At 42.9% G+C, this 21,030-nt stretch carries 20 protein-coding genes; 13 read left to right on the forward strand and 7 right to left on the reverse strand.

Translation table 11 applies throughout. The annotated features are described in order from the left end of the window. The first annotated feature begins 5 nt into the window (after window positions 1-5). The 4 genes from L3V43_RS19210 to can all read left to right on the forward strand — a co-directional run bounded on the left by L3V43_RS19210 (window position 6) and on the right by can (window position 3,507). Window positions 6-440, forward strand: coding sequence for a hypothetical protein (locus tag L3V43_RS19210; protein ID WP_102055917.1), 435 nt, complete (start codon window positions 6-8; stop codon window positions 438-440). A gap of 122 nt (window positions 441-562) precedes the next feature. Continuing rightward, window positions 563-1,615 (forward strand): ABC transporter substrate-binding protein, encoded by a 1,053-nt coding sequence (locus L3V43_RS19215; protein ID WP_102055918.1) that lies wholly within the window; start codon window positions 563-565, stop codon window positions 1,613-1,615. A gap of 27 nt (window positions 1,616-1,642) precedes the next feature. Next, window positions 1,643-2,839 (forward strand): methyltransferase, encoded by a 1,197-nt coding sequence (locus L3V43_RS19220; RefSeq protein ID WP_010607771.1) that lies wholly within the window; start codon window positions 1,643-1,645, stop codon window positions 2,837-2,839. Further along, window positions 2,839-3,507 carry a carbonate dehydratase gene (gene can / locus L3V43_RS19225; protein WP_010607772.1) on the forward strand — a complete coding sequence of 223 codons (669 nt, stop codon included), beginning with the start codon at window positions 2,839-2,841 and terminating at the stop codon, window positions 3,505-3,507. The genes L3V43_RS19220 and can overlap by 1 nt, the downstream gene beginning before the upstream one ends. A gap of 66 nt (window positions 3,508-3,573) precedes the next feature. Here the strand turns inward: can and L3V43_RS19230 are convergent, their stop codons facing one another. After that, window positions 3,574-3,843 carry an accessory factor UbiK family protein gene (locus tag L3V43_RS19230; RefSeq protein ID WP_010607773.1) on the reverse strand — a complete coding sequence of 90 codons (270 nt, stop codon included), beginning with the start codon at window positions 3,841-3,843 and terminating at the stop codon, window positions 3,574-3,576. Between the two features lie 191 nt (window positions 3,844-4,034). Here L3V43_RS19230 and rep point away from each other — a divergent pair, with 191 nt between their 5' ends. Beyond that, complete coding sequence (gene rep / locus L3V43_RS19235) at window positions 4,035-6,050, forward strand: DNA helicase Rep (RefSeq protein WP_010607774.1); 2,016 nt, start codon at window positions 4,035-4,037, stop codon at window positions 6,048-6,050. On the opposite strand, the gene L3V43_RS19240 is transcribed toward rep, so the two are convergent. The 3 genes from L3V43_RS19240 to elbB form a co-directional block, all read right to left on the reverse strand. Further along, complete coding sequence (locus L3V43_RS19240; protein WP_237123941.1) at window positions 6,036-8,606, reverse strand: diguanylate cyclase; 2,571 nt, start codon at window positions 8,604-8,606, stop codon at window positions 6,036-6,038. The two genes, rep and L3V43_RS19240, sit on opposite strands and share 15 nt — an antisense overlap. Window positions 8,607-8,828: 222 nt before the next feature. Beyond that, window positions 8,829-9,221: a cytochrome c5 family protein gene (locus L3V43_RS19245; RefSeq protein WP_010607776.1), complete on the reverse strand. Its 393-nt coding sequence runs from the start codon at window positions 9,219-9,221 to the stop codon at window positions 8,829-8,831. Window positions 9,222-9,465: 244 nt separating this feature from the next. Continuing rightward, on the reverse strand, window positions 9,466-10,116 hold the full coding sequence (elbB, locus tag L3V43_RS19250; RefSeq protein WP_237117214.1) for an isoprenoid biosynthesis glyoxalase ElbB: 651 nt from the start codon (window positions 10,114-10,116) through the stop codon (window positions 9,466-9,468). Window positions 10,117-10,547: 431 nt separating this feature from the next. Between elbB and polA the strand changes: the two genes are divergently transcribed. The 4 genes from polA (at window position 10,548) to L3V43_RS19265 (ending at window position 15,271) form a co-directional block, all read left to right on the forward strand. Then, window positions 10,548-13,304, forward strand: a complete 2,757-nt coding sequence (gene polA, locus L3V43_RS19255) for a DNA polymerase I (protein WP_237117215.1) — start codon at window positions 10,548-10,550, stop codon at window positions 13,302-13,304. A 155-nt stretch (window positions 13,305-13,459) separates the two neighbouring features. Next, complete coding sequence (locus tag L3V43_RS23845; RefSeq protein ID WP_323054434.1) at window positions 13,460-13,651, forward strand: hypothetical protein; 192 nt, start codon at window positions 13,460-13,462, stop codon at window positions 13,649-13,651. A 533-nt stretch (window positions 13,652-14,184) separates the two neighbouring features. Further along, on the forward strand, window positions 14,185-14,754 hold the full coding sequence (locus L3V43_RS19260) for a YceI family protein (RefSeq protein ID WP_102055922.1): 570 nt from the start codon (window positions 14,185-14,187) through the stop codon (window positions 14,752-14,754). Next, window positions 14,741-15,271, forward strand: coding sequence for a DUF1285 domain-containing protein (locus tag L3V43_RS19265; RefSeq protein WP_010607780.1), 531 nt, complete (start codon window positions 14,741-14,743; stop codon window positions 15,269-15,271). Before L3V43_RS19260 ends, L3V43_RS19265 begins: the two co-directional genes overlap by 14 nt. A gap of 17 nt (window positions 15,272-15,288) precedes the next feature. Here L3V43_RS19265 and yihA read toward each other — a convergent pair whose 3' ends face one another. Beyond that, window positions 15,289-15,927: a ribosome biogenesis GTP-binding protein YihA/YsxC gene (gene yihA / locus L3V43_RS19270; RefSeq protein ID WP_010607781.1), complete on the reverse strand. Its 639-nt coding sequence runs from the start codon at window positions 15,925-15,927 to the stop codon at window positions 15,289-15,291. Between the two features lie 453 nt (window positions 15,928-16,380). On the opposite strand from yihA, the gene L3V43_RS19275 reads away from it, so the two are divergent. From L3V43_RS19275 to L3V43_RS19290, 4 genes are all read left to right on the forward strand, one after another. Continuing rightward, window positions 16,381-17,013, forward strand: coding sequence for a c-type cytochrome (locus L3V43_RS19275; RefSeq protein ID WP_010607782.1), 633 nt, complete (start codon window positions 16,381-16,383; stop codon window positions 17,011-17,013). Window positions 17,014-17,649: 636 nt separating this feature from the next. Continuing rightward, window positions 17,650-18,303, forward strand: a complete 654-nt coding sequence (locus tag L3V43_RS19280; protein ID WP_010607783.1) for a class I SAM-dependent methyltransferase — start codon at window positions 17,650-17,652, stop codon at window positions 18,301-18,303. A 24-nt stretch (window positions 18,304-18,327) separates the two neighbouring features. After that, window positions 18,328-18,915 (forward strand): Der GTPase-activating protein YihI, encoded by a 588-nt coding sequence (gene yihI, locus L3V43_RS19285; protein WP_010607784.1) that lies wholly within the window; start codon window positions 18,328-18,330, stop codon window positions 18,913-18,915. Next, entirely contained in the window at window positions 18,915-19,430 is a 516-nt protein-coding gene (locus L3V43_RS19290; RefSeq protein ID WP_010376294.1) for a DUF2489 domain-containing protein, read from the forward strand. Before yihI ends, L3V43_RS19290 begins: the two co-directional genes overlap by 1 nt. A 156-nt stretch (window positions 19,431-19,586) precedes the next feature. Here the strand turns inward: L3V43_RS19290 and L3V43_RS19295 are convergent, their stop codons facing one another. Further along, window positions 19,587-20,273: a 4'-phosphopantetheinyl transferase superfamily protein gene (locus L3V43_RS19295; protein WP_237117216.1), complete on the reverse strand. Its 687-nt coding sequence runs from the start codon at window positions 20,271-20,273 to the stop codon at window positions 19,587-19,589. 121 nt (window positions 20,274-20,394) lie between these two features. Beyond that, window positions 20,395-20,961, reverse strand: coding sequence for an NAD(P)H-dependent oxidoreductase (locus L3V43_RS19300; protein WP_010607787.1), 567 nt, complete (start codon window positions 20,959-20,961; stop codon window positions 20,395-20,397). Window positions 20,962-21,030 lie beyond the last annotated feature (69 nt).

Raw genomic sequence — 21,030 nt, forward strand, 5'->3', positions numbered from 1 at the left:
ATTACATGATTAGAAAAAGAACAAATAAGGACATCTTCATCACGTTAGTTGCAAGGCTTGTATTGTTTGCGGGCTTATATTTTGGTGTGAGCGCGCTTTGGCCAGACCTGATCGAGCACACACTTTTCTTGCCAATTGCGCTTGTAATAACAATGATATCGGTCGTATTCCGAGGCGATTTTGATACCAACAGACGCCCAGAGCAGATGTTATTAAAAGAGGGCGAGAAGTTAATACTCATCTACGGGGAAAATAAAACTATGATGCCAATAGCACAAGTTGAGTCTGTCGCTATCGATGAGAATTATCTTGGGATCATCGAGAAGAATAATGGTAATGGCTATGACATTATGTGTAAAGGCAGCCAAGAGCAGATCTATCATCACCTTAAGAACATACTAGGTACACATATAGAGAATTGTAAAGTACAACTGCTTTGAGCCCTAGTCAGCTAAAGTAGCACTTAGCTTACTGTTATATTCAATACTTATCCAATCTTAATGGCAGCCTGAGCACTGTAAACTATAGTTAGCTATTATCAGTTGAAAAACGCAAGGATATGATGTTTAGGTACTATGTTGCGTTATTACTTTTATTTTTGAGCACTCAAATTGCAGCCCTTGAAAAAGTCACATTACAGTTAAAGTGGACACATCAATTTCAGTTTGCTGGTTACTATATGGCAAAGGAAAAAGGGTTTTATCATAGGGAAGGGTTAGACGTTCATATTCTTCCTGCCGATCCCAATAATCCTAACGTTGATTTTCGTGTGTTATATGGTCAAGCTCAGTTTGGTGTGTTTCACTCAGGCCTCTTAAAACAAAGACTCAATGGTAAACCCTTTGTGGCGCTTGCTGCGATACTACAGTCTTCTCCTTATTGTTGGATGGTAAGAGCCGACAGTGATATTTATGTTCCTCGTGATTTTCAGGGGAAACGCCTCAGTCATTTAGGACACACAGAAAACGGTGAGTTGCTCATGATGTTGCAACGTGCCGGCGTCAATACACAAAATATGCGCTTGTATTCAGGCAATGAGCCACTGAAAGACTTTATCGCTGGTAAATTTGATGCGATGCAAGTTTATAGCACCAATGAGCCCTATGCAGTACAGCAAAGCGGTCTATCAACCCGTGAAATTTGCCCAAAGCAGTTTGGTTTAAACGTTTATGCTGACGTGCTCTTTACTACGGAAAGCGTACTAGAAAACCGCCCTGAGCTTGTTAAACGCTTTCGTCGTGCGAGCCTTAAAGGTTGGCGATACGCTATGTTACATCTAGAAGAAACCTTAGCGATAACGAAGCAGCAATACGCTACCCAAAAATCCTTGGAACAGCTCGCATTTGAGGCAGAGAAGTTAAGGGAGTTCATAAAGGTGGCTAATATTCCAATTGGAACAATGTCAACGGCAAAATGGCAATGGATAGCACAGCTATATCACTTAGATGTGAGTCAGTTTCATGAACACAAAGCGCGCTTTATTTATTCAGAAGTGAAGAATGAACAACCTAAGTTATCTTGGGTGTTGATTATTGCAGCGATTTTGACATTGGTTTGTATTCCAATGTATATCCACTTAATTTTTTCTCGTAAATATCATCAACAATTACGCTAGAATAAGGGTATTGTTTCCCTGACAACCGTGGCCATTGTGGAACCGAGCAAACGCTTTCAACTTCTAGATAAATTATTATTCGATACCCGACAATATTGGCAAGTCGTTGCTTTTGAGCATCTCACTATTCCTTGGCCACAACTACAATCTGAATTACTGCGATTAAGCGACGATGCAGTATCAACATTAGACAGTGACACTGATGCCCTTTTTACTTTTTTTAGTCGCTATATTCCCGAACTTGAACAACTTACGGTCTTAAGTGCTTTACCGCAAAAAGTGGGCCGTAGAGATGAGTTACCGTTTTGGCTGAGCAATGGCATAAAGGGACGTAAATTAGAGCAACTTCAAGACTTTGTTGCCGCAGTAAACGAAACTAAAGCATCGGTACTAGAGTGGTGCGCAGGTAAAGGTCATTTAGGCCGATTGCTTTCTTATCATGGCGCGCCTGAAGTGAACAGTATTGAGCTTCAAGCGGATCTGTGTCGACAAGGAGAGGAAAGTGCGAAGCGGCAAAATCTAAACTTGCATTTTCATTGTGCCGACGTGTTGAAAGATGACATACATCACCACTTCGTTGAAAACCGCCATGGTATTGCCCTGCATGCATGTGGTGAATTACATCGTGTATTTATGCACCAAGCAGTGGCGAATGGCATGAAAAAGCTATCGCTCTCTCCATGCTGCTATCACTTATTTACACCACCTGATTATCAAGCCATGAGTGTTGAAGCACAGCAGAGTCAGCTCAACTTATCTCATCACGATATGAAGTTAGCGCTGCAAGAGACAGTTACAGCACCCGGGAGAGTGGCACAAGTACGTAAAAAAGAGGTGAGTTGGCGCTTAGGGTTTGATGCGCTGCGCAGAGAACTTACCGCAGATAAACATTACGTGAGTGTGCCTTCGGTCAATAAGGCTATTTTTTCGGGGTCGTTTAGTGAATTCTGTTATTGGGCAGCTGAGCAGAAGCAGCTCGTCCTACCTGACGGAATTGATTTTGACCAATATGAACGTATTGGGCGTGAACGAAAGCAAGTAACGGACAGAATTGAGCTAGTACGACACGTGTTTCGTCGTGCGATTGAGATCTGGTTGGTCCTGGATAGGGTTTTATATCTGCAAGCAGCTGGGTATGATGTCACCCTTAGTACTTTTTGCGAAAAGTCGCTCACCCCAAGGAATATTTTGATACAGGCTGAACGTCAGTCGGAGAACCATTAATGTGTAATACGAGCCCAAGTCCACTGAGTCACTTACTCGATAATAATAAACAGTGGGCAGATCGCACCAATGCCAGTGATCCTGAGTTTTTCAAAAAACTGTCGCAACAACAGAATCCAGATTATCTATGGATCGGCTGCTCTGACTCTCGTGTGCCTGCCAACGAGATTGTTGACTTAATGCCTGGAGAATTGTTTGTTCACCGCAATGTTGCCAATGTCGTGGTGCATACTGATCACAACTGTTTGTCGGTCATGCAGTATGCGGTTGAGGTGCTCAAAGTAGATCACATTATGGTGGTCGGTCACTACGGTTGCGGTGGAGTGCAAGCGGTGCTCGATAATGCTAAGTTTGGCCTTATCGATAACTGGCTGCGTCATGTCGCTGATGTGAAAGAGAAACACCAAGCGATTATTGAACAAGTGAGCAAAGAAAAGCAGTGTGCGGCGCTTTGCGAGTTAAATGTGATAGAACAGGTGCGTAACGTGTGTCAGAGCAATATCGTTCAAGATGCTTGGCAGCGAGGTCAAGCTTTGACGGTACACGGGTGGGTTTATGGCCTTGCTGATGGCCTCTTAAATGAGGTGGTGAACGCCGTAGAAAATATGGAGCAACTGTCGCTTTGCTATGAAAAGTCTCTGCTTGGTGTGAACCAGCGCTATTGCTAGGGTCAACAGAGTTTAGAGATTGCGTGCGCCACAAGCGCACGCTTTACTATCCGAAGCTGTGGTTGCTTATTTCTGCGAGTCGGATGCTTGGCTGGCAAGTTGTGCTTCTAACTGCGCCACTTTTTCTTCAAGTTCAACCAATTTTTCACGCGTGCGGATCAGCACTTTGCTTTGAATATCAAACTCTTCTCTGCTAACAAAATCCATTTCTGATAATTTGCTCTGGATCGCCTGTTTCGTTCTTGCTTCAAATGTTTCAGCAAGATTTTTTACGCCCTGTGGCATGTTACTGGAAATTTGCTTAGCAATTTCTTCAATTTTGGCTGGATTAATCATCTTCTTACCTTAGCTTGCGAGTCAGTATACAAAGTCCATCTTACCTTATGCGCCGCAGACGGAAAAGGTTCGCTTCATAGTTTTACATGGATACGATAAACTAGGGCCTGTTTATAAGAATTCCTCAACCCCTCAGCACTGACAGTTGTAGCCAACATTGTGCCAAGCGAGAAGATAACCGGATTAGTTGCATGAAGCTCAACCCAAAACAAGACGAAGCGGTAAAATATATCAGTGGTCCATGCCTTGTATTGGCAGGTGCGGGCTCAGGTAAAACCCGGGTTATTACCAATAAAATTGCCTACCTAGTGCAGCAGTGTGAATACAAAGCAAAGAATATCGCAGCGGTCACCTTTACCAACAAAGCGGCGAAAGAAATGCGTGAACGTGTGGCACAAACTTTGGGCAAGCAAGAAGCTAAGGGTTTGTGGGTGTCGACATTCCATACATTAGGGCTGGAAATCATTAAAAAAGAGGTCAAGACCTTAGGGTATAAACCTGGCTTTTCCTTGTTTGATGATCAAGACACGAATCAGTTGTTAAGTGAACTCACTGAAAAAGAGCTTGAGCGTGATAAAGACTTACTCAATTTGCTGAAAATGCAGATTGGTAACTGGAAGAACGAGCTTATTTTGCCTGAGCGTGCTATTCGAGAAGCGCGAGAGCCGCAAAAAGCGCTATTCGCTCAGCTTTATGCGCGTTATCAAACACAGCTGCGTGCTTACAATGCCCTAGACTTTGACGATCTTATTATGATCCCAACTTTGCTTTTGAATCAGTCAGTTGATGTGAGAGAGCGCTGGCAGCAACGTTTCCGCTATTTGCTGGTGGATGAGTATCAAGATACCAATACCAGCCAGTACCAGTTAGTGAAATTGCTGGTAGGTGAGCGCGCACGTTTTACTGTGGTTGGTGACGATGATCAGTCTATCTATTCATGGCGTGGCGCTAAACCGCAAAACTTAGTGCTACTGAGCAAAGACTTTCCAGGCCTAAGACTTATCAAGTTGGAGCAAAACTATCGTAGCGCAGGGCGGATCCTAAAGGCTGCGAATATCCTTATCGCCAACAATCCCCATGAATTTGATAAACAGCTGTTTAGTGAACTGGGGTATGGCGATCCGATCCGTGTGATAGCGACTCGTGATGAAGAACATGAAGCGGAGCGTGTGGTCGCGGAGATCATTTCACACAAGTTTATGAAACGTACCAGCTATCGCGACTATGCATTGCTCTATCGTGGAAATCACCAAGCTAGAGTGTTTGAAAAAGCACTCATGACCAACCGTATTCCATACAAAATTAGTGGCGGTATGTCGTTCTTTGCACGCAGTGAAATCAAAGACATCATGGCTTATTTGCGGTTCTTAGTGAATCAAGATGATGACAACGCATTTTTACGTATCGTCAATACCCCACGACGCGAGATTGGTCCGGTAACATTAGAAAAGCTAGGAAGCTTTGCCAACGAGCGTCATATTAGTCTATTTGCGGCGTGTTTTGAGTCAGAGCTTGCGGACCGTTTGGCGGGTCGTGGCTTAAATGCATTGATGGGATTTGCGCGCTGGGTGGTTGAGCTTTCCGACCGAGCAACCCGCGGAGATACCTTGGAAGCGGTAAAAGATATGATCCGTGAAATTAATTACGAAGCGTATCTTTACGAGTCATCTCCCAGCGCTAAAGCGGCGGAAATGCGGATGAAAAACGTATCAGAACTATACCGTTGGATAAGTGATATGCTCACGGGAGATGCTGATAACCCCGCCATGACACTGCCAGAAGTGGTAAGCAAACTCACATTAAGAGATATGCTTGAGCGCAATGAAGAGGAAGATGACTCAGATGCAGTACAGTTATTAACGCTGCATGCGTCCAAAGGTCTTGAATATCCACACGTATTTATGGTGGGGATGGAAGAAGGGTTACTACCCCACCAAACGAGTATTGACGAAGATAATGTCGAAGAGGAAAGGCGTTTGGCCTATGTTGGTATAACTCGCGCTCAGCAAACCCTAACATTGACTTATACCAAAAGTCGTCGTCAATTTGGTGAGCAAATCACCCCAGAGCTGAGTCGCTTTGTACAAGAATTGCCGCAAGATGATTTACAAATTGAAGGGAAAAAGCCTGTAGCGACACAGGCAGAACGAATGGAAAAAGGTAAATCTAACGTTGCGAATTTACGGGCAATGCTAAGACGGGACTGATTCGTTATCAAAATTTTGGATAAAGGCTACACGTTCGTTGCCCTTATCCAACATTTGCTGTTTGCCAAAAAATAGCTGCAAGCCATGCTTTTCCAGTAAGCTTCTAAAGTTTAAAATCGCAGGACCTCGGGCGATGACCTTAATATTCTTCACTTTAGTAACGGCTAAAATACCTTGCAATTGAACCTCATAACTCGTTTGTTGTAAGACGCGTTTACTAAACGTCGAGCTTAATAAGACATAGGTAAAGTCAACTTGGCTGATCAGGGTTAGATCGCAGCGATCTTTACCAAAATTATTCAGTCCGATAGGGATCCCCATATCGGCCAAGGCTCTGAGATTTAATACTTGCTGACTAGAAGCAAAGCGAATTTCGCTCTCTTCGAAGAGTAAACAAAGTGTTTTGTCTTGCCGCTGTAGCTGCTGCTTTAACGCGTCAAAATGTGCACTTTCTAGTAACATTGCAGAACAACCAAATAGCATATCTTCATCGCGGTTACGTGCTATTTCTTGCGCTTTGTTTAGTAGATGCAATTCAATTTCAAGCAGCTGAGATTTTTCTGCGGCAAACTTTTTCAGAATATCAAAACTGGTGCTGCCTAATACTGGATGTTCGCCAAAGGCTTCCAAAAAGCCAATTGGCTGGGCGCTATCTGACCAGTTTACGATTTCCGTGCAGCGGAAGTGAGTAGGGAGCTTATCTAAGTGATGCTGTTCTTGTTGCTTCTGAGCGTTTGAGCTTGCGGTAAGTAATGGATGATAAAATTCATAGCGACCACGGCCAGCGTTTTTGGCATAGTACATTGCCGCATCGGCATCTCTGATAATTTCATCGGTGTTACGATACAGCTTATTACTATAGGTGATACCTATGCTGGCACCACTTTGCATGCATACTCCTTTCAAGCAGAAAGGTTGCTGCATGACTTTGATAATACGCTTGGCGACATCTTCCGCTTGCTGACGATCGGTTAGGTGATCAAGTAAGATCACGAACTCATCACCGGCAAGTCGTGCTAATAAATCGTGTTCACGAATACACTCTAAAAACGACTGAGCCACCCACACCAAAAACTGATCACCTGCTTGGTGACCTAATTCATCATTTATGTCTTTAAACTTATCTAAATCGATAAAGAGAACGGCAAAGTTATCTTCGGGGTAACGATGATGTTTTTGCAGCGTCTTTTCGAGCTGAGTTAAAAACAAACTACGGTTTGGTAGACCCGTGAGTGAATCATGATGGGCATCATGATAAAGCTGTTGCTCAATCTTTTTGCGCTCTTCCATATGCATTTGTAGATGTAAATTGGCTTGCTGTAGCTCTTTGGTCTTCTCCGCAACTCGATGTTCTAACTGCTGGTGACTGATCTTAAGTGCTTGGTTCGCTAGGTGCGTTTGTAGTACAGAGGCAATCTGATTAGATACAAACGAGATCAGCTCAACATCATCATAATTAAATTCGTGTTTGTGCTCGTAAGCTTGGCATGCGATCAGACCGATGACGCCAGTAGCCGTTTTTAATGGTGCACCAAGCCAACTCGTTGCAGCAAGCTTGTGGTTATAGCCTGCAGGGCGCTCTACCGTGCCCTCTAGTGCTAAGGCTTTGGCACGGGTACTATCTATCAATTGGCTTTGCTCAGTACGAATGACCAGCTCACTATACCCTTTTGCAAATGGGCGAGGGTTGTAACTGGTTTTTTCATCAACGCTATACGGGAAGGTGAGCCAATTCGTCTCTTTATCGTAAAGCGCTATGTAGAGGTTGTCGGCAAAAGTAATAGAACGAATAATGTCGTGAACTTGTTGGTAAACATCGTCAATATCGGAGAACTGGGTTGCTAATTCAGAGATCTTGAATAAGATTTGCTGTCTTTCTAGCGCACGCTTGCGGTTTTCTATTTCTTTATTAAGTGCTTCATTACTTTGCATTAGTGCCCGCGTGCGAATTTTCACTTCAGACTCTAGTAACTCACGCTTTTTAACGCGTTCAATCGCTGTGGCCAAATATAATGACATCACTTCAAGCAATTCAACTTGATGATCGCTGTAGGATTGTTCCGCTTCGTAGCTTTGCGACACCATAACGCCAATAATTGCGCCATCGCGATAGATAGGTACACCTACCCAATGCTCTGCTTGACTACCCATTATCTTAAAATCGCCAGCATTGGCTCGCGATAGCATGTCGTCTTTGGTGAGGTAAACAGTTTCACCGGTTTTAAATACAAACCCAGTTACACCATCTTTGAAGTGATGTGCTTCATGAAGAGGGACAGAAATACCATCTTTCTCATCAACAAAATACGATAGCTCAAGCGCTTGAGTAAAGCGATTTTGCAGGACAACATAAAAGCTTTTGCTAGGTAAATATTGAGACAGAATATTGTGGATTGCGGGATACAACAAGGTAAGCTCAGCAACAGTACTAGCCTGTTCTGATAACTGAATTAGTGTGTATTGAAGTTGAGACTTTCTTTTATACTTTTTAAGTAAAGACTCTAATCTGGCGGTTCGCCGAGATAGTCTCCTAACCTGCTGTTGTGGCTCTTCCAATGACGAAACCAGTTCTTATTGTTGTTTAATTATTGAGCTTAATAGTTTCACTTTTAGCCGAAGCGGTCAAGTGTAAATTTCTCATTCCTGCTCGTTTTATAGAGCGATATCAAGCCAGCGTTAATCATGGCTTTTATGGCACTATATTGAGACGAAAATGCAGCGATAAACGCTGCACTGTCCAATAAGTCTTTTTACCCTAATATAGAGAAGTTGAAATATTTATTTGCTTGTCATGAAATCAATTGCCGCTGCAATCTCATCATCCGAGCAGTTCATACAAGTACCACGAGGAGGCATTGCATTGAAGCCATTGATCGCATGGTCTAGTAATACGTCTTTACCTTTGGCAATGCGAGGCGCCCAATCGTCAGCTGTTTTTGGTGCACCTAGTGCGCCTGTGCCGTGACAAGCAAAACATGCTGCTTGATAAACTTGCTCACCTGAACGAGGTCCTGATGGCTCGGCTTCTGCAGCACTTTCAGCACCAGCTAAATATACTGAGCCGATAGGCTGAAGACGTTTCTTAATCGCTTCTTCAGTTAAAGAATTGTCGTATGGTTGCGCAACTGCGGCTGTTGATAGCAATAAAAGTGCTGCTGAAAGTTTTTTCATTTACCTTGCTCACTTCGTTTGAACGTGTTCAATCACGATAATGGATGACGGAATTATTGGGATTATAACGTCACCTGTTCATTTATAAAACGTAAACTTGAGTATAAATGGTTAAAACCATTAATTTATTGCGTTAGGGCAAGCTTTTTCGCCTAAATTTGCAATAACGTTAGGCCGAAATGTGAGTCGATCGGCTCTAACGTTTTCCTTTACTATTACGAATGGGTAGGAGAAGCGATCGCTTTTATGCCATTTCGATTAGTTTCGTCACCGCCTTTTCGATACCTGTCGCGGCTTCAAGGATGGATGACGCCAGCATGTATGCCGGTGTACTAATCACTTTTTCATTATCATCAACGACGATCTCGGTCACTTCACAATCCACGTGCTTTGCACCAAGCGTATTAACTGCCGCTGCGGTATCAACATCATTACCTATGGTCGCGAGTGTACCCGGTGTATGGATATGGGCGATGAGTGCTGGTGCAATACATAAATAAGCAATAGGCTTTTGCTGATGATTGAACTCACGACATACGCGCTTTACGCTTTCAAGGATCGTAGAGTCTGCGCCTTTAAAAGCAAAATCGGAAAGGTTCTTTGCTACACCAAAACCTCCTGGTAATACCAAAGCATCGAATTCGTCAGCACTTAATGTTTCCAGATCTGCAATTTCTCCGCGTGCAATGCGGGCGGCTTCAACAAGAACATTACGACGTTCATCTTGTTCTTCACCGGTGATGTGATTGATCACATGGAATTGATCAATATTAGGTGCAAAGCACTGATAGTTTGCCCCTGCTTTTTCAAGATTGAGTAGTGTTAATACTGACTCGTGGATCTCGGCACCGTCGAATACACCACAGCCACTTAAAATTACCGCTACTTTTTTCATTCATTTCTCCCTTCAATGTCACATCATGCGCGCTATATGCATAAAAAGAATTATGCACGAATTAAAAAATTATAAAGGATCTTCTATGATCTTTGAGCAATTGTGTTAGTATACTCCTCCGCTTGAGAAAATCAGGCTATTTTTTACTCACCTAGTTTGTTAAGCGTGACTAAAAAAATTCTTTATCCACAAAGCGGTAAAGATAATAACAATAAAAAAGGCACAAAAAGCGCAAGTAAATCAAAGTTTTAATTTACACTCTGACTTTTACAACAAAGTTTCGGAGCGATTTTTCGTGTTTGTCTACAAAGTTATCCACAGGTGCAGCACGATTTATCTAATGATGAGATAACGCGAAACTCGTTTTATCTTGTGCCTTGTGGCATCCTTACATTCTACTCCACAAAAGACTAATTTAGGATCCAATATTTATGTCTCAGATCCCTCAAAATCCGTTGATCTTGGTTGATGGTTCTTCCTATTTATTTCGTGCTTATCATGCGCCACCACATTTAACAAATTCAAAAGGTGAAGCAACTGGTGCGATCTACGGTGTGATCAATATGCTTAAGAGTTTGCTTAAGCAATATCAACCAAGTCATATGGTAGTAGTCTTTGACGCTAAAGGGCCAACTTTCCGCAACGAAATGTATAGCGAGTATAAAGCGCATCGTCCGCCTATGCCGGATGATCTGAGAACGCAAATCGAGCCGATCCACGAAATAATTAAAGCAATGGGCCTGCCACTGGTAAGTATTAGTGGTGTCGAGGCCGATGACGTGATCGGTACATTCTCTAAAATAGCGTCAGAGCAAAGTCGCCATGTGCTAATCAGCACTGGTGATAAGGATATGGCGCAATTGGTTAATGAACATGTCACGTTGATCAACACAATGACGAATACGATCTTAGACCCTGAAGGGGTAGTGGATAAGTTTGGTATTGGTCCTGACTTGATCATCGACTATCTCGCGTTAATGGGAGATAAGGTCGATAATATTCCGGGCGTACCTGGCGTTGGTGAAAAAACGGCATTGGCGATGCTGCAGGGATTAGGCTCTATTGATTCGCTTTACGAAAACTTAGACAAAATTGCTGATTTAGGTTTTCGTGGCTCAAAAACCATGGCGAAAAAACTAGAGGAACACCAAGCGCAGCTAAAACTGTCGTATGAATTAGCCACCATTAAGCTGGATTGTGAAGTAGAGCAAGACTTAGAGCAATTTAAGATAGCTGAGATGGATAAAGATCGCTTAATCGAGCTATATGGTCAGTGTGAATTTAAGCGTTGGTTAGCTGAATTGCTGGATGGTCAGTCACAAGCTGATATCGTTGATGTGGAGGCTGAAGGGTCGGCGCCTGCGGCGGCGCAGGTCGACACCCAGTACGAGACCATTTTGACAAGAGCACAGCTTGATGACTGGGTAACTAAGTTAAAAGCAGCCCAGCTCATCGCTTTTGATACTGAAACCACCAGCGTTAACTATATGCAGGCGGATCTAGTTGGAATGAGCTTTGCGGTTGCACCGGGCGAAGCGGCTTACTTACCGATCAATCACGACTATGTGGGAGCACCTGAGCAGCTTTCTCAAGATATAGTGTTCGAGATCATGGCACCGCTACTTGCAGATCCTCAGCTCAAAAAAGTGGGTCAAAATTTAAAATATGATCAAAGTGTGCTTGCTCGTGCCGGGCTTGAACTGCAGGGGATCGCTTTTGATACCATGTTGGAGTCTTACGTATTTAACAGCGTAGGAACTCGCCACGATATGGACTCCTTGGCGCTAAAATATTTAGGCCATAAAACCATTAGCTTTGAAGACATCGCAGGCAAAGGTAAGAACCAACTGACCTTTAACCAAATTGAGCTAGAAAAGGCGGCTCCTTATGCAGCGGAAGATGCAGACATTACGCTGAGATTGCATCAACATCTCTGGCCGTTAATTGAAAAAGAAAATCGCCTTAAGCAGGTATTTACAGAGATTGAATTACCGCTGCTGAGTGTACTTTCTCGCATTGAACGCACTGGTGTGCACATCGATGGCGATATGCTAGCGAAGCAAAGTATCGAGATTGAAAAACGCTTAGGTGAGCTTGAACAACAAGCCTTTGAAATTGCAGGTGAGGAGTTCAACCTGAGTTCAACAAAGCAACTACAAGCGATACTGTTCGACAAACTTGAGCTGCCAGTGATTAAGAAAACGCCAAAAGGCGCGCCTTCAACGGCCGAAGAAGTGCTACAAGAGTTGGCGCATGATTATCCACTGCCAAAACTTATTATTGAGCACCGTGGCTTGGCTAAGCTGAAATCAACCTATACCGACAAATTACCAAAATTGGTTAATGCGGATACCGGTCGCGTGCACACTTCTTATCATCAAGCCGTTACCGCAACGGGCCGTTTAAGCTCAAGTGATCCTAACTTGCAAAATATTCCGATCCGTAATGAAGCGGGACGTCGTATTCGTCAGGCATTTGTTGCCGACAATAATAAACAAATCGTTGCGGCGGATTACAGCCAAATCGAGCTTAGGATCATGGCACATTTGTCACAAGACAAAGGGTTGTTGAGTGCCTTTGCTGAAGGTAAAGATGTACACAGTGCAACGGCGTCTGAAGTGTTTTCCGTGCCGCTTGAGGAAGTGACTTCTGATATGCGCCGCAAAGCCAAAGCGGTTAACTTTGGTCTGATCTATGGCATGAGTGCGTTTGGTCTGTCACGTCAGTTAGATATTCCAAGAAATGAAGCGCAACATTATATGGATATGTACTTTGAACGCTTCCCTAGTGTATTAGAGTATATGGAGCGTACGCGTGAAGAGGCTGCTGATAAAGGGTATGTAGAAACCTTATTCGGTCGCCGCTTGTATCTTCCGGATATCAATGCGCGTAATGGCGCTCGCAGAAAAGCAGCAGAACGTGCAGCTATCAACGCTCCGATGCAGGGCACTGCGGCGGATATCATCAAAAAAGCGATGATTAAAGTGGATGAATGGCTACAAAGCTGTGATAGCAATGATATCCAGTTGCTCATGCAAGTGCACGATGAATTGGTGTTTGAAGTACACAGCGATAAAGTTGCTGAATACAGTGAAAAGATCTGTGAGTTGATGAGCGCTGCGGCAGCACTTGATGTACCGTTACTAGTTGAAGCCGACAGTGGTGACAACTGGGAACAAGCACACTAGTTGATATTAAAATCTACCCGAGTTGCACTATTCGATTAGACTAGGGCCTGTTGATCTTTCAAGTTTGTTTTTGCAGCAGTTTGATTGGTATTTATACAAGGCAGAGCCAGCGTAGCATAGTCATTCTATGTAAGTCTGGCGATAACACAGTAGAAATGCTAATCAAGCGCTGCCCTTTGGGTTCATCTGAGTGCGCTTTGTTCATTGTTGCTCAACTTTTGCCTAGATTACTAGGCTGCAAGTCGAGCGTCGCGACCAAAACACACTCAGAAGAACAAAAATCAAACAGCAAAGGTCAACAGGCCCTAGTGCAACTTCATTCATCTTTGTTGGCAAGTATACACTAGCAGCATAGCGTCTTAATTTTGTAGCTCCTGTTAATCCCTAGTAACAAAAAACAAATTAACGTTGAAAGTTTATCAAATTGGCTCAAGTTTTGCTTTTTGGTGTTTATTTCTGGACGTCTATTTGTTAGAGTTCGCGCCGTCCTCATCCTGTAGGACATCCTGTTGATGATGTATCTCTCGAAAGAGGATACAGTGTATTGATAGCTTCTCCCCAGATTGCTATAGCGGCTCGTAACTTTTACGGGCCGTCTTTTTCTTCTCTTATCAAAGATGATAGCAATTGATGTAACTCCCCAATCAATGTGCATATGAAACCCCTATTAACTTCGTTAAAAATTGATCGTTTAGGGTAGCTAAATCACAACGTTTTTGCTTGGCTACTAAGGCTATTTTCTCGCTATAAAGTGAATACGATGGGCGTAAAAGTATTCCAACATAACGACGAGTTTATGATTAAAGGTTTATTTAATTTGCACTGCGTTTTACACTGAGCGCTCAAATGCAATTCACTCTCATTTCATAAGGAAGTCGTCATGCTAAAGTACCTTCTTTTAGGTAGTGCACTTATTTCTTCTCAGGCGTTCGCAGCTTGGCAATTTAATCAACAACAAAGCGATGTTAGTTTTGTGTCTGTGAAACAGACTAGCGTTGCAGAAGTACATCATTTTAAAACGATAGATAGTACATTATCTGCTAAAGGCGAGCTTGAGGTTAATATTGACTTGGCAAGCGTTGAAACGATGATCCCGATCCGTAATGAACGCATGCAAAAGATGCTGTTCAATGTAGCGCAACACCCAAAGGCGAAAGTTAACGCTGATGTTTCTGAAGTGCTTGCTAAACTTAAAGCTGGTACACAAAAAATCAATGATGTAACAGCAACATTGACACTGCATGGTCAGATCCAAAAGATCAGTCTAGACTTATTGATAACGAAAAGTGCTAATGGCTTGGTGGTTACACCGGTAAATGCATTTATTCTCGATTCTAAGCAGTTTGGGTTAGATAAAGGAATTGAAGCGCTACGAGAAATTGCGGGTCTGAAGACTATCGCGACTAGTGTGCCTGTTAGCTTCAACTTGGTTTTTGATGAACAAAATTGATTCGTTAATCAAACAGTATGTTACGACTCATGCGCCGACCGAAAATTGGTCGGCGCCGTCGTGCGGTTTTTCTGACATAAAAATTGCTGCGGATGGTCGTTGGTTTCATCAAGGGCGTGAAATTAAACGGCAATCACTTGTTGCCTTGTTTGCTAGTGTTTTAACCTTTGATGGTCAACAGTATTGGTTAAAAACACCAGCAGAAAGTTGTGAGATTGAGGTGCTTGCTCATCCTTTTATTATCGAGCAATGGCGTTATTGTGATGAAGCATCGGCTTTGGAGTTATCACCTTGTATTATCGCGATAGATAATTTAGGCCGTGAGTGGCCCATTTGTGATGTGTTTCCACTAGCCCTTGAGCATGTTAATGGAGGAGATATTCCATTTCTCACACTCAATTATGGTTTAACCGCTAGAATTTCACGAAATGTCTATTATCAGTGGGCTGAATTGCTCGAGGAAGATGAAAAAGGTCTTTATCTGATGTCGGCAAAGACGCGCTTTTATCTTAGCTAAGCGCGCCCTACGCTTGATTATTCGCTCGCTTCTTCTTGAGCTTCTTTCACAAACGGACCTAAGTACCAATCATCCAGTTTCCACGCCAATTCGTTCAATCCGATACCTTTCAGAGAAGAAAACGCGTGAACGGTGATATCACCGTCTATTTCAGCTAGCGCTCGACGTACTTGTAGTACTTCTGCTTTGCGTTTACCTTGTTTTAGCTTATCGGCTTTGGTCAACAACGCTAATACCGGTATATTGCTGCCAGTCGCCCAGTTGATGAGATCCATATCGAGGTCTTTAAGAGGGTGACGAATATCCATTAATACCACAATCCCTTTAAGACATTTGCGGCGTTGTAAATATTCACCTAATGCTTTTTGCCATTTCTTTTTCATCTCTAATGGGACTTTCGCAAAGCCATAGCCAGGTAAATCAATCAAACGCTGATCTTCACCTAGAGAAAAAGTATTAATAAGCTGAGTCCGGCCAGGTGTTTTACTGGTGCGTGCCAGCTTTTGGTCTGTAAGCGTATTGAGCGCGCTCGACTTACCAGCGTTAGAACGACCCGCAAAAGCAACTTCAATTCCAGTGTCTGGTGGCAGTTTACTGATATCTGGGGCACTTGTGATAAATTGTGCCTGATTGTATTTAACGCGAGATTTTAGCACGCTGACTCCTAACTGATTAAACTTTCGCGGATGGAATTGCGTATTTTATAACAGTATGACGGAAACCAAAAGCATTGTGAGATTTGTTCTAAACGCCGCTTTTGTCGCTAATTGACCAAACCGTCGTCCCAATATTAATTAATCTAGGTCAAGTCCCTATAAATTATAAGCTTAATATGGGCAGAAAACGTGCCAGAGAAAGTAATATCGTGTAGAATGTAGAAATTGCAATGTCAATCTAAAGTGTATACCTATCAGTAGTCACTACTGAGCAAGGCGTATTTAGATGGATCGGTGCTGTTTGGCGTTATATTTGCTAAGTTTGCATGTATGATTCATCTGATTAACATAACAACCTAATTAGTACTGATTGGTATTATTTGCCCGAGCAATAAAGAGAGCGACTTTGTTCGCGAGGGTACAAATTACAGGGTCGGAAACAGAGAATTTACCATGAAAAAAATAGCATTAACTTTAACAATGTTGCTTGGTACGTTGTCAGCAAGCAACGCATCGGCATTCGATGGTGACGCGGAAGCAGGTAAAGCAAAGTCTGCAACGTGTGCAGCATGTCACGGTCCAGATGGCAATGCCCCTGTGACTATGTATCCTAAAATCGCAGGTCAGCATGCAGATTATATCTATAAGCAGCTACAAGAGTTTAAGCTAGGTATGACGTCTGGTGGTAAAGAAGGGCGTATGGATCCTGTGATGAGTGGTATGGCTATGCCGCTGTCAGATCAAGATATGAAAGATTTAGCTGTATATTTCTCTTCTTTACCTATGTCTGCGGGTTCAACGCCTGAAGATGTTGTTGCTTTAGGTCAAAAGCTATACAAAGCGGGTGATGCTGAGCGTGGTATTCCTGCTTGTGCTGCGTGTCACGGTCCTCGTGGTAATGGTACTTCTTTAGCTAAGTTCCCGAAAGTGTCATTCCAGCACCCTGAGTACATCAAATCACAGCTTGAGAAGTTCCGTGATGGCACTCGCAACAATGACATGAATGGTATGATGCGTGATATCGCGAAGAAGCTTACGGATAAAGACATCGAAGTATTATCTAAGTACTTAGGTGGTCTACACTAAAGTCGTATAGTGAGTTTACCTCTCTCAGTGTAAACTCCTACTATTGAAAAAAGGGCAGCATAGGCTGCCTTTTTTTGTTGTTGAAGTTGTGAGACATATCTCACTTTTAATGTGAGATATTTGCTCGTGCAACATGTGAGTTTTAGCTTATTTTTAAGCTGTTGTTCAGTGTAAGTTTATGTAATTCATCTTTTTTTTGTTTAATTAAAAAAATTAAGGTAAGAAATTTGTTATTAAACAGTTGTAACTCAAGCTCAGGAGCGTAGATTATTCGTTGTCGCCAAGCAATACAAAAAAAGGGACAATTCGATACGGAAGCGTAGGTGGCAAAGTTATGTATCTAGTTAGATACGAAGGACTATCAAGAAAGCGTCAGGAAGGCCGAGAATAAGAAAATCACGGAAGTCTCATAATAAAAACAATATGGAAAGTGTCACGGAAGTCTAAAATAAAAACAATACGGACGACAATAAAATAAAAAGAATAATAATAAGACTTAAAAGTCGAAGGGAGAAGTGTCCAGTTGTGACGCTCAGATTAGTAGGCGGTAGAGAGTGATCTCTGCCGCCTTTTTATTTGGTTGCCTCTATTATACCTGATACAATAGCCGCCTTATTAAGCAATCACTGTTGACTATTGCAAGATTCAACTCTATTCAGTTGTGGCCTGTGCCAAGGTAATCAGCTTGAAGCCTACCATCAAGACAAGTATCGACTGTACTGGCAATGTCAAACCTGCCAGTTGGTGATGGTTGATCCCAAGTCGAGATTAACACCAGCTCAAGAAAAGGCCATTTATGATAGCCATGAAAACGATCTGGCTGATGAAGGCTATCGTCGCTTTCTAGCACGAGTGGCGGATCCACTGTTGGCACGTTTGGTGATACCAAGCCAAGGCTTAGATTTTGGCTGTGGGCCAGGGCCGCTGCTTGCGAAAATGCTTGAAGAAGCTGGGCATCAAGTTGCTTTGTTTGACCTGTACTATGCTAATGATGCCAGTGTACTGACTCGTCAGTACGACTTTATCGTCAGTACAGAAGTGGTGGAACATTTAGCAGAACCTGCAAAAGTATTAACGCAATTGTTAGCATGCTTAAAAGTGGGAAAGCCGCTAGCCTTGATGACCAAGCTCGTCATTGATAAAGCACGCTTTGCGAATTGGCACTATAAAAATGACCTGACGCATATTTCATTTTTTAGTCAAGAAAGCTTTGCGTATTTTGCCGCGCAGCAGGATTGTGAATTAGAATTTATTGGGAATGATGTCATCATTCTCACCAAGCGTAGTTAACGCGAGAATTTTGGATAACCAATTATGACCAGAAAGAAAAAGACACGTAAAGTTGCAGCCAATGGAACACCAAGGCTGAGTAAAGAAAAGCTACAAGCGTTACGTGCACTCAAAGAGCAGCGTAGCAAAAAAACCAAAGGTAAAAAGCCGGGTTCTAGAAATGCACCAGAGATCCTAGTGAAAGAGCAATCAAACACGACGACCAATAAAGATCCGCGTGTTGGTAGCAAAAAGCCCATTTCTTTGGTTGCAGAGCCACAACCGACTAAGTCGAATACACAACCAGAGATGAAGCGTCATCTACAGCCGCAAGTTAAGTTAACTACAGCGGTTGAGACGTTAACTCCAGAGCAAGAACTTGAGCAGTTAGAAAATGATGAACGCTTGATGGCGCTACTTGAACGCCATGAGCGCGGTGAACTGCTAACAGGTAAAGATGCGAAATACTTCAATCGCGGCATTGCACGTCATCAGGAGCTATGTGAGATCTTAGGAATTGATGATGAGTTTGAAGAAGGCGATATGCTAGAAGATGATCCAATGGATCAGTTTATGAGTAATGATCTAGCAAATGAATGGTTAGACGACGACTTTGAGGAAGATGATAAGTAATGAATACTGCATGGATCATCGCAATCATTATTGGTGCCCTGATTATTGCTGGACTGGCGTTTTACGCGGGTAAATTACTATGGCAGCTGAAGGTACAAAAAGAGCAGATTGCCAAACATCGCGAGCAAAAGGCTGCTGAGCTTGAAAAGTCACGGCAGCAGCGCAATGGAAAAATTGCGGATAGCGTTAACTTGATCGCGCGTGCGATGAAGGAAAAACAATGTGAATATTCTGAAGGGTGTTTACGAGTTTGGGTACTCATCTCGCAATATAGCTTTGACGAGGAAGTTGACTTACAACAGAGTTATCCTGGTGTTTATCAGATGTATGATGAAGTCAAAGAAATGCCAACTCATGACGCGCGTAAGAAGTATTCTAAAAAAGAGATTTTCAAAATGGATAGCCAGCGTTGGCGTGCTGAAGAGCGCCTAGAAGCGGAGATCTTACAGGACTGTGAAAAGCTGATAGCGCGCTTTAAAGCGGCTGCTGGCAGTGAAAATGTTGTGTTTCAGTAAGTTGGCTTTGGAAAACGGCTGAGTGAATCTTTATCCAAACTTCAGATTAAACGCCCCAAGTGGGCGTTTTTAGTTCCAAATGAGAAATTTTTAACCCACCTAGGGTCAGGTTTACTCCTTCAAGTTGAGTAAGTATTAAGTCAAATAGTCATGATTTTACTGTGCGATGTATTCACACTCGGTCAGCACTAAGGCGTCTTTGCATTGGTAATATACTTCCACTTGTTGTCCTTTGCTTAAATTCTTGTGTAGTGTTTCCATCAAAGTGAAAATAAGTTTCTTGTCATCAAACTGAGTCAGCTTGACAGTATCAAAACCAAAGAACTTTTGCACCGTGCTATAAAGTGCCTTAAATACGCTCTCTTTGGCCGAGAAAATAACAGTCAACGGGCAGTGCACTTGCTCGCCGAATAGTGTAAAAATTTCAGCTTCTTCAGGATGTAGAATTTGTCGTTGTAGTTCGACTTCTTGCTTCGGTTTCATATCTCTTTCGATATCAATGCCTAAGCCTTTCACGGCGATATCATCTGTAGCAATTGCAGCCGCGATCCCTCGAGTATGCGTGATACTGGCAACAATATTAGCAGGCCAGATAGGCGCCCGATCAGAGCCGTTAAGCAGTGTAAAGTCACCTTGTCCAAAATGCGCTAGGCAAGTCTTGGCACATATTCGTCCCGCTAAAAACTCGGCTCGCCTTTTCGCTACCGCTTTATCAAGTGAAGCGGGCAGGAGTATATTTTGCTGTTCAAAGGAATGCGCGTTAAAGCTGTCAGGGTCAAACTGAATGCAATGAAAATGGTGTGAGAGATAGGGGGTAAATAGGTGACTCTGAGTGCTTTGCAAAGCTGACTCCCGTTATTCGTATCCATTATTACAAGGCTGATATTGCGCCTCTAATTCGCTTTGGACGCTTAGTGTGCATGAGCTAAGCGTCCATAGCAAGATATGAACGAGAGATTGAAAGTTATTTTAACTTACTTGCAACTGACACCAGTTGCAGAGCTAGGCTTGATACTTTTTCAGCAAGCTCTGGGTCTTTAATTTTACCTTGGTCATCAAATACATTAAATGCGCTAGGTACAGCCAATTGGTCTGCGAGTACTAAACTGCCAATGCCAGATAACACATCGCGGACATGGTTTAGACCGCGTAATCCACCTAAGCCGCCTGGTGAGGCCGCATAGAGTGCCACTACTTTGTTTCTAAATGCTGGCACTGCACCTTGTTCTGTTCTAGAGGCCCAGTCTATTGCGTTCTTGAGCACCGCAGTGAAAGAACCATTGTATTCTGGGCTTGCTAATAGAATACCATCGGCATCGCGCAGCTTGTCTTTTAAAAGTTGAGCACCTTTTGGTGTGCCTTGCGCTTCAAGATCTTCATCGAACATTGGAATATCTAAATCTTGTAACTTGATCACTTCTACTTCTGCGCCACTTTCTAGTGCAAAGTTTGCCGCGGCTTGGATGAGTAATTGGTTGTAGCTGTCTTTTCTTAAACTGCCTGCGAGTGCGATAATTTTTGCTGTAGTCATCTTGCTGATACCTTATTTTGTTTCGTTAAAGTGATAGTAGCAAAATTTTACTTGCACAAAACCGAAATA

It is taken from the genome of Pseudoalteromonas sp. L23 (assembly GCF_021728455.1).
In the GTDB taxonomy this organism is placed as follows: Bacteria; Pseudomonadota; Gammaproteobacteria; order Enterobacterales; family Alteromonadaceae; genus Pseudoalteromonas.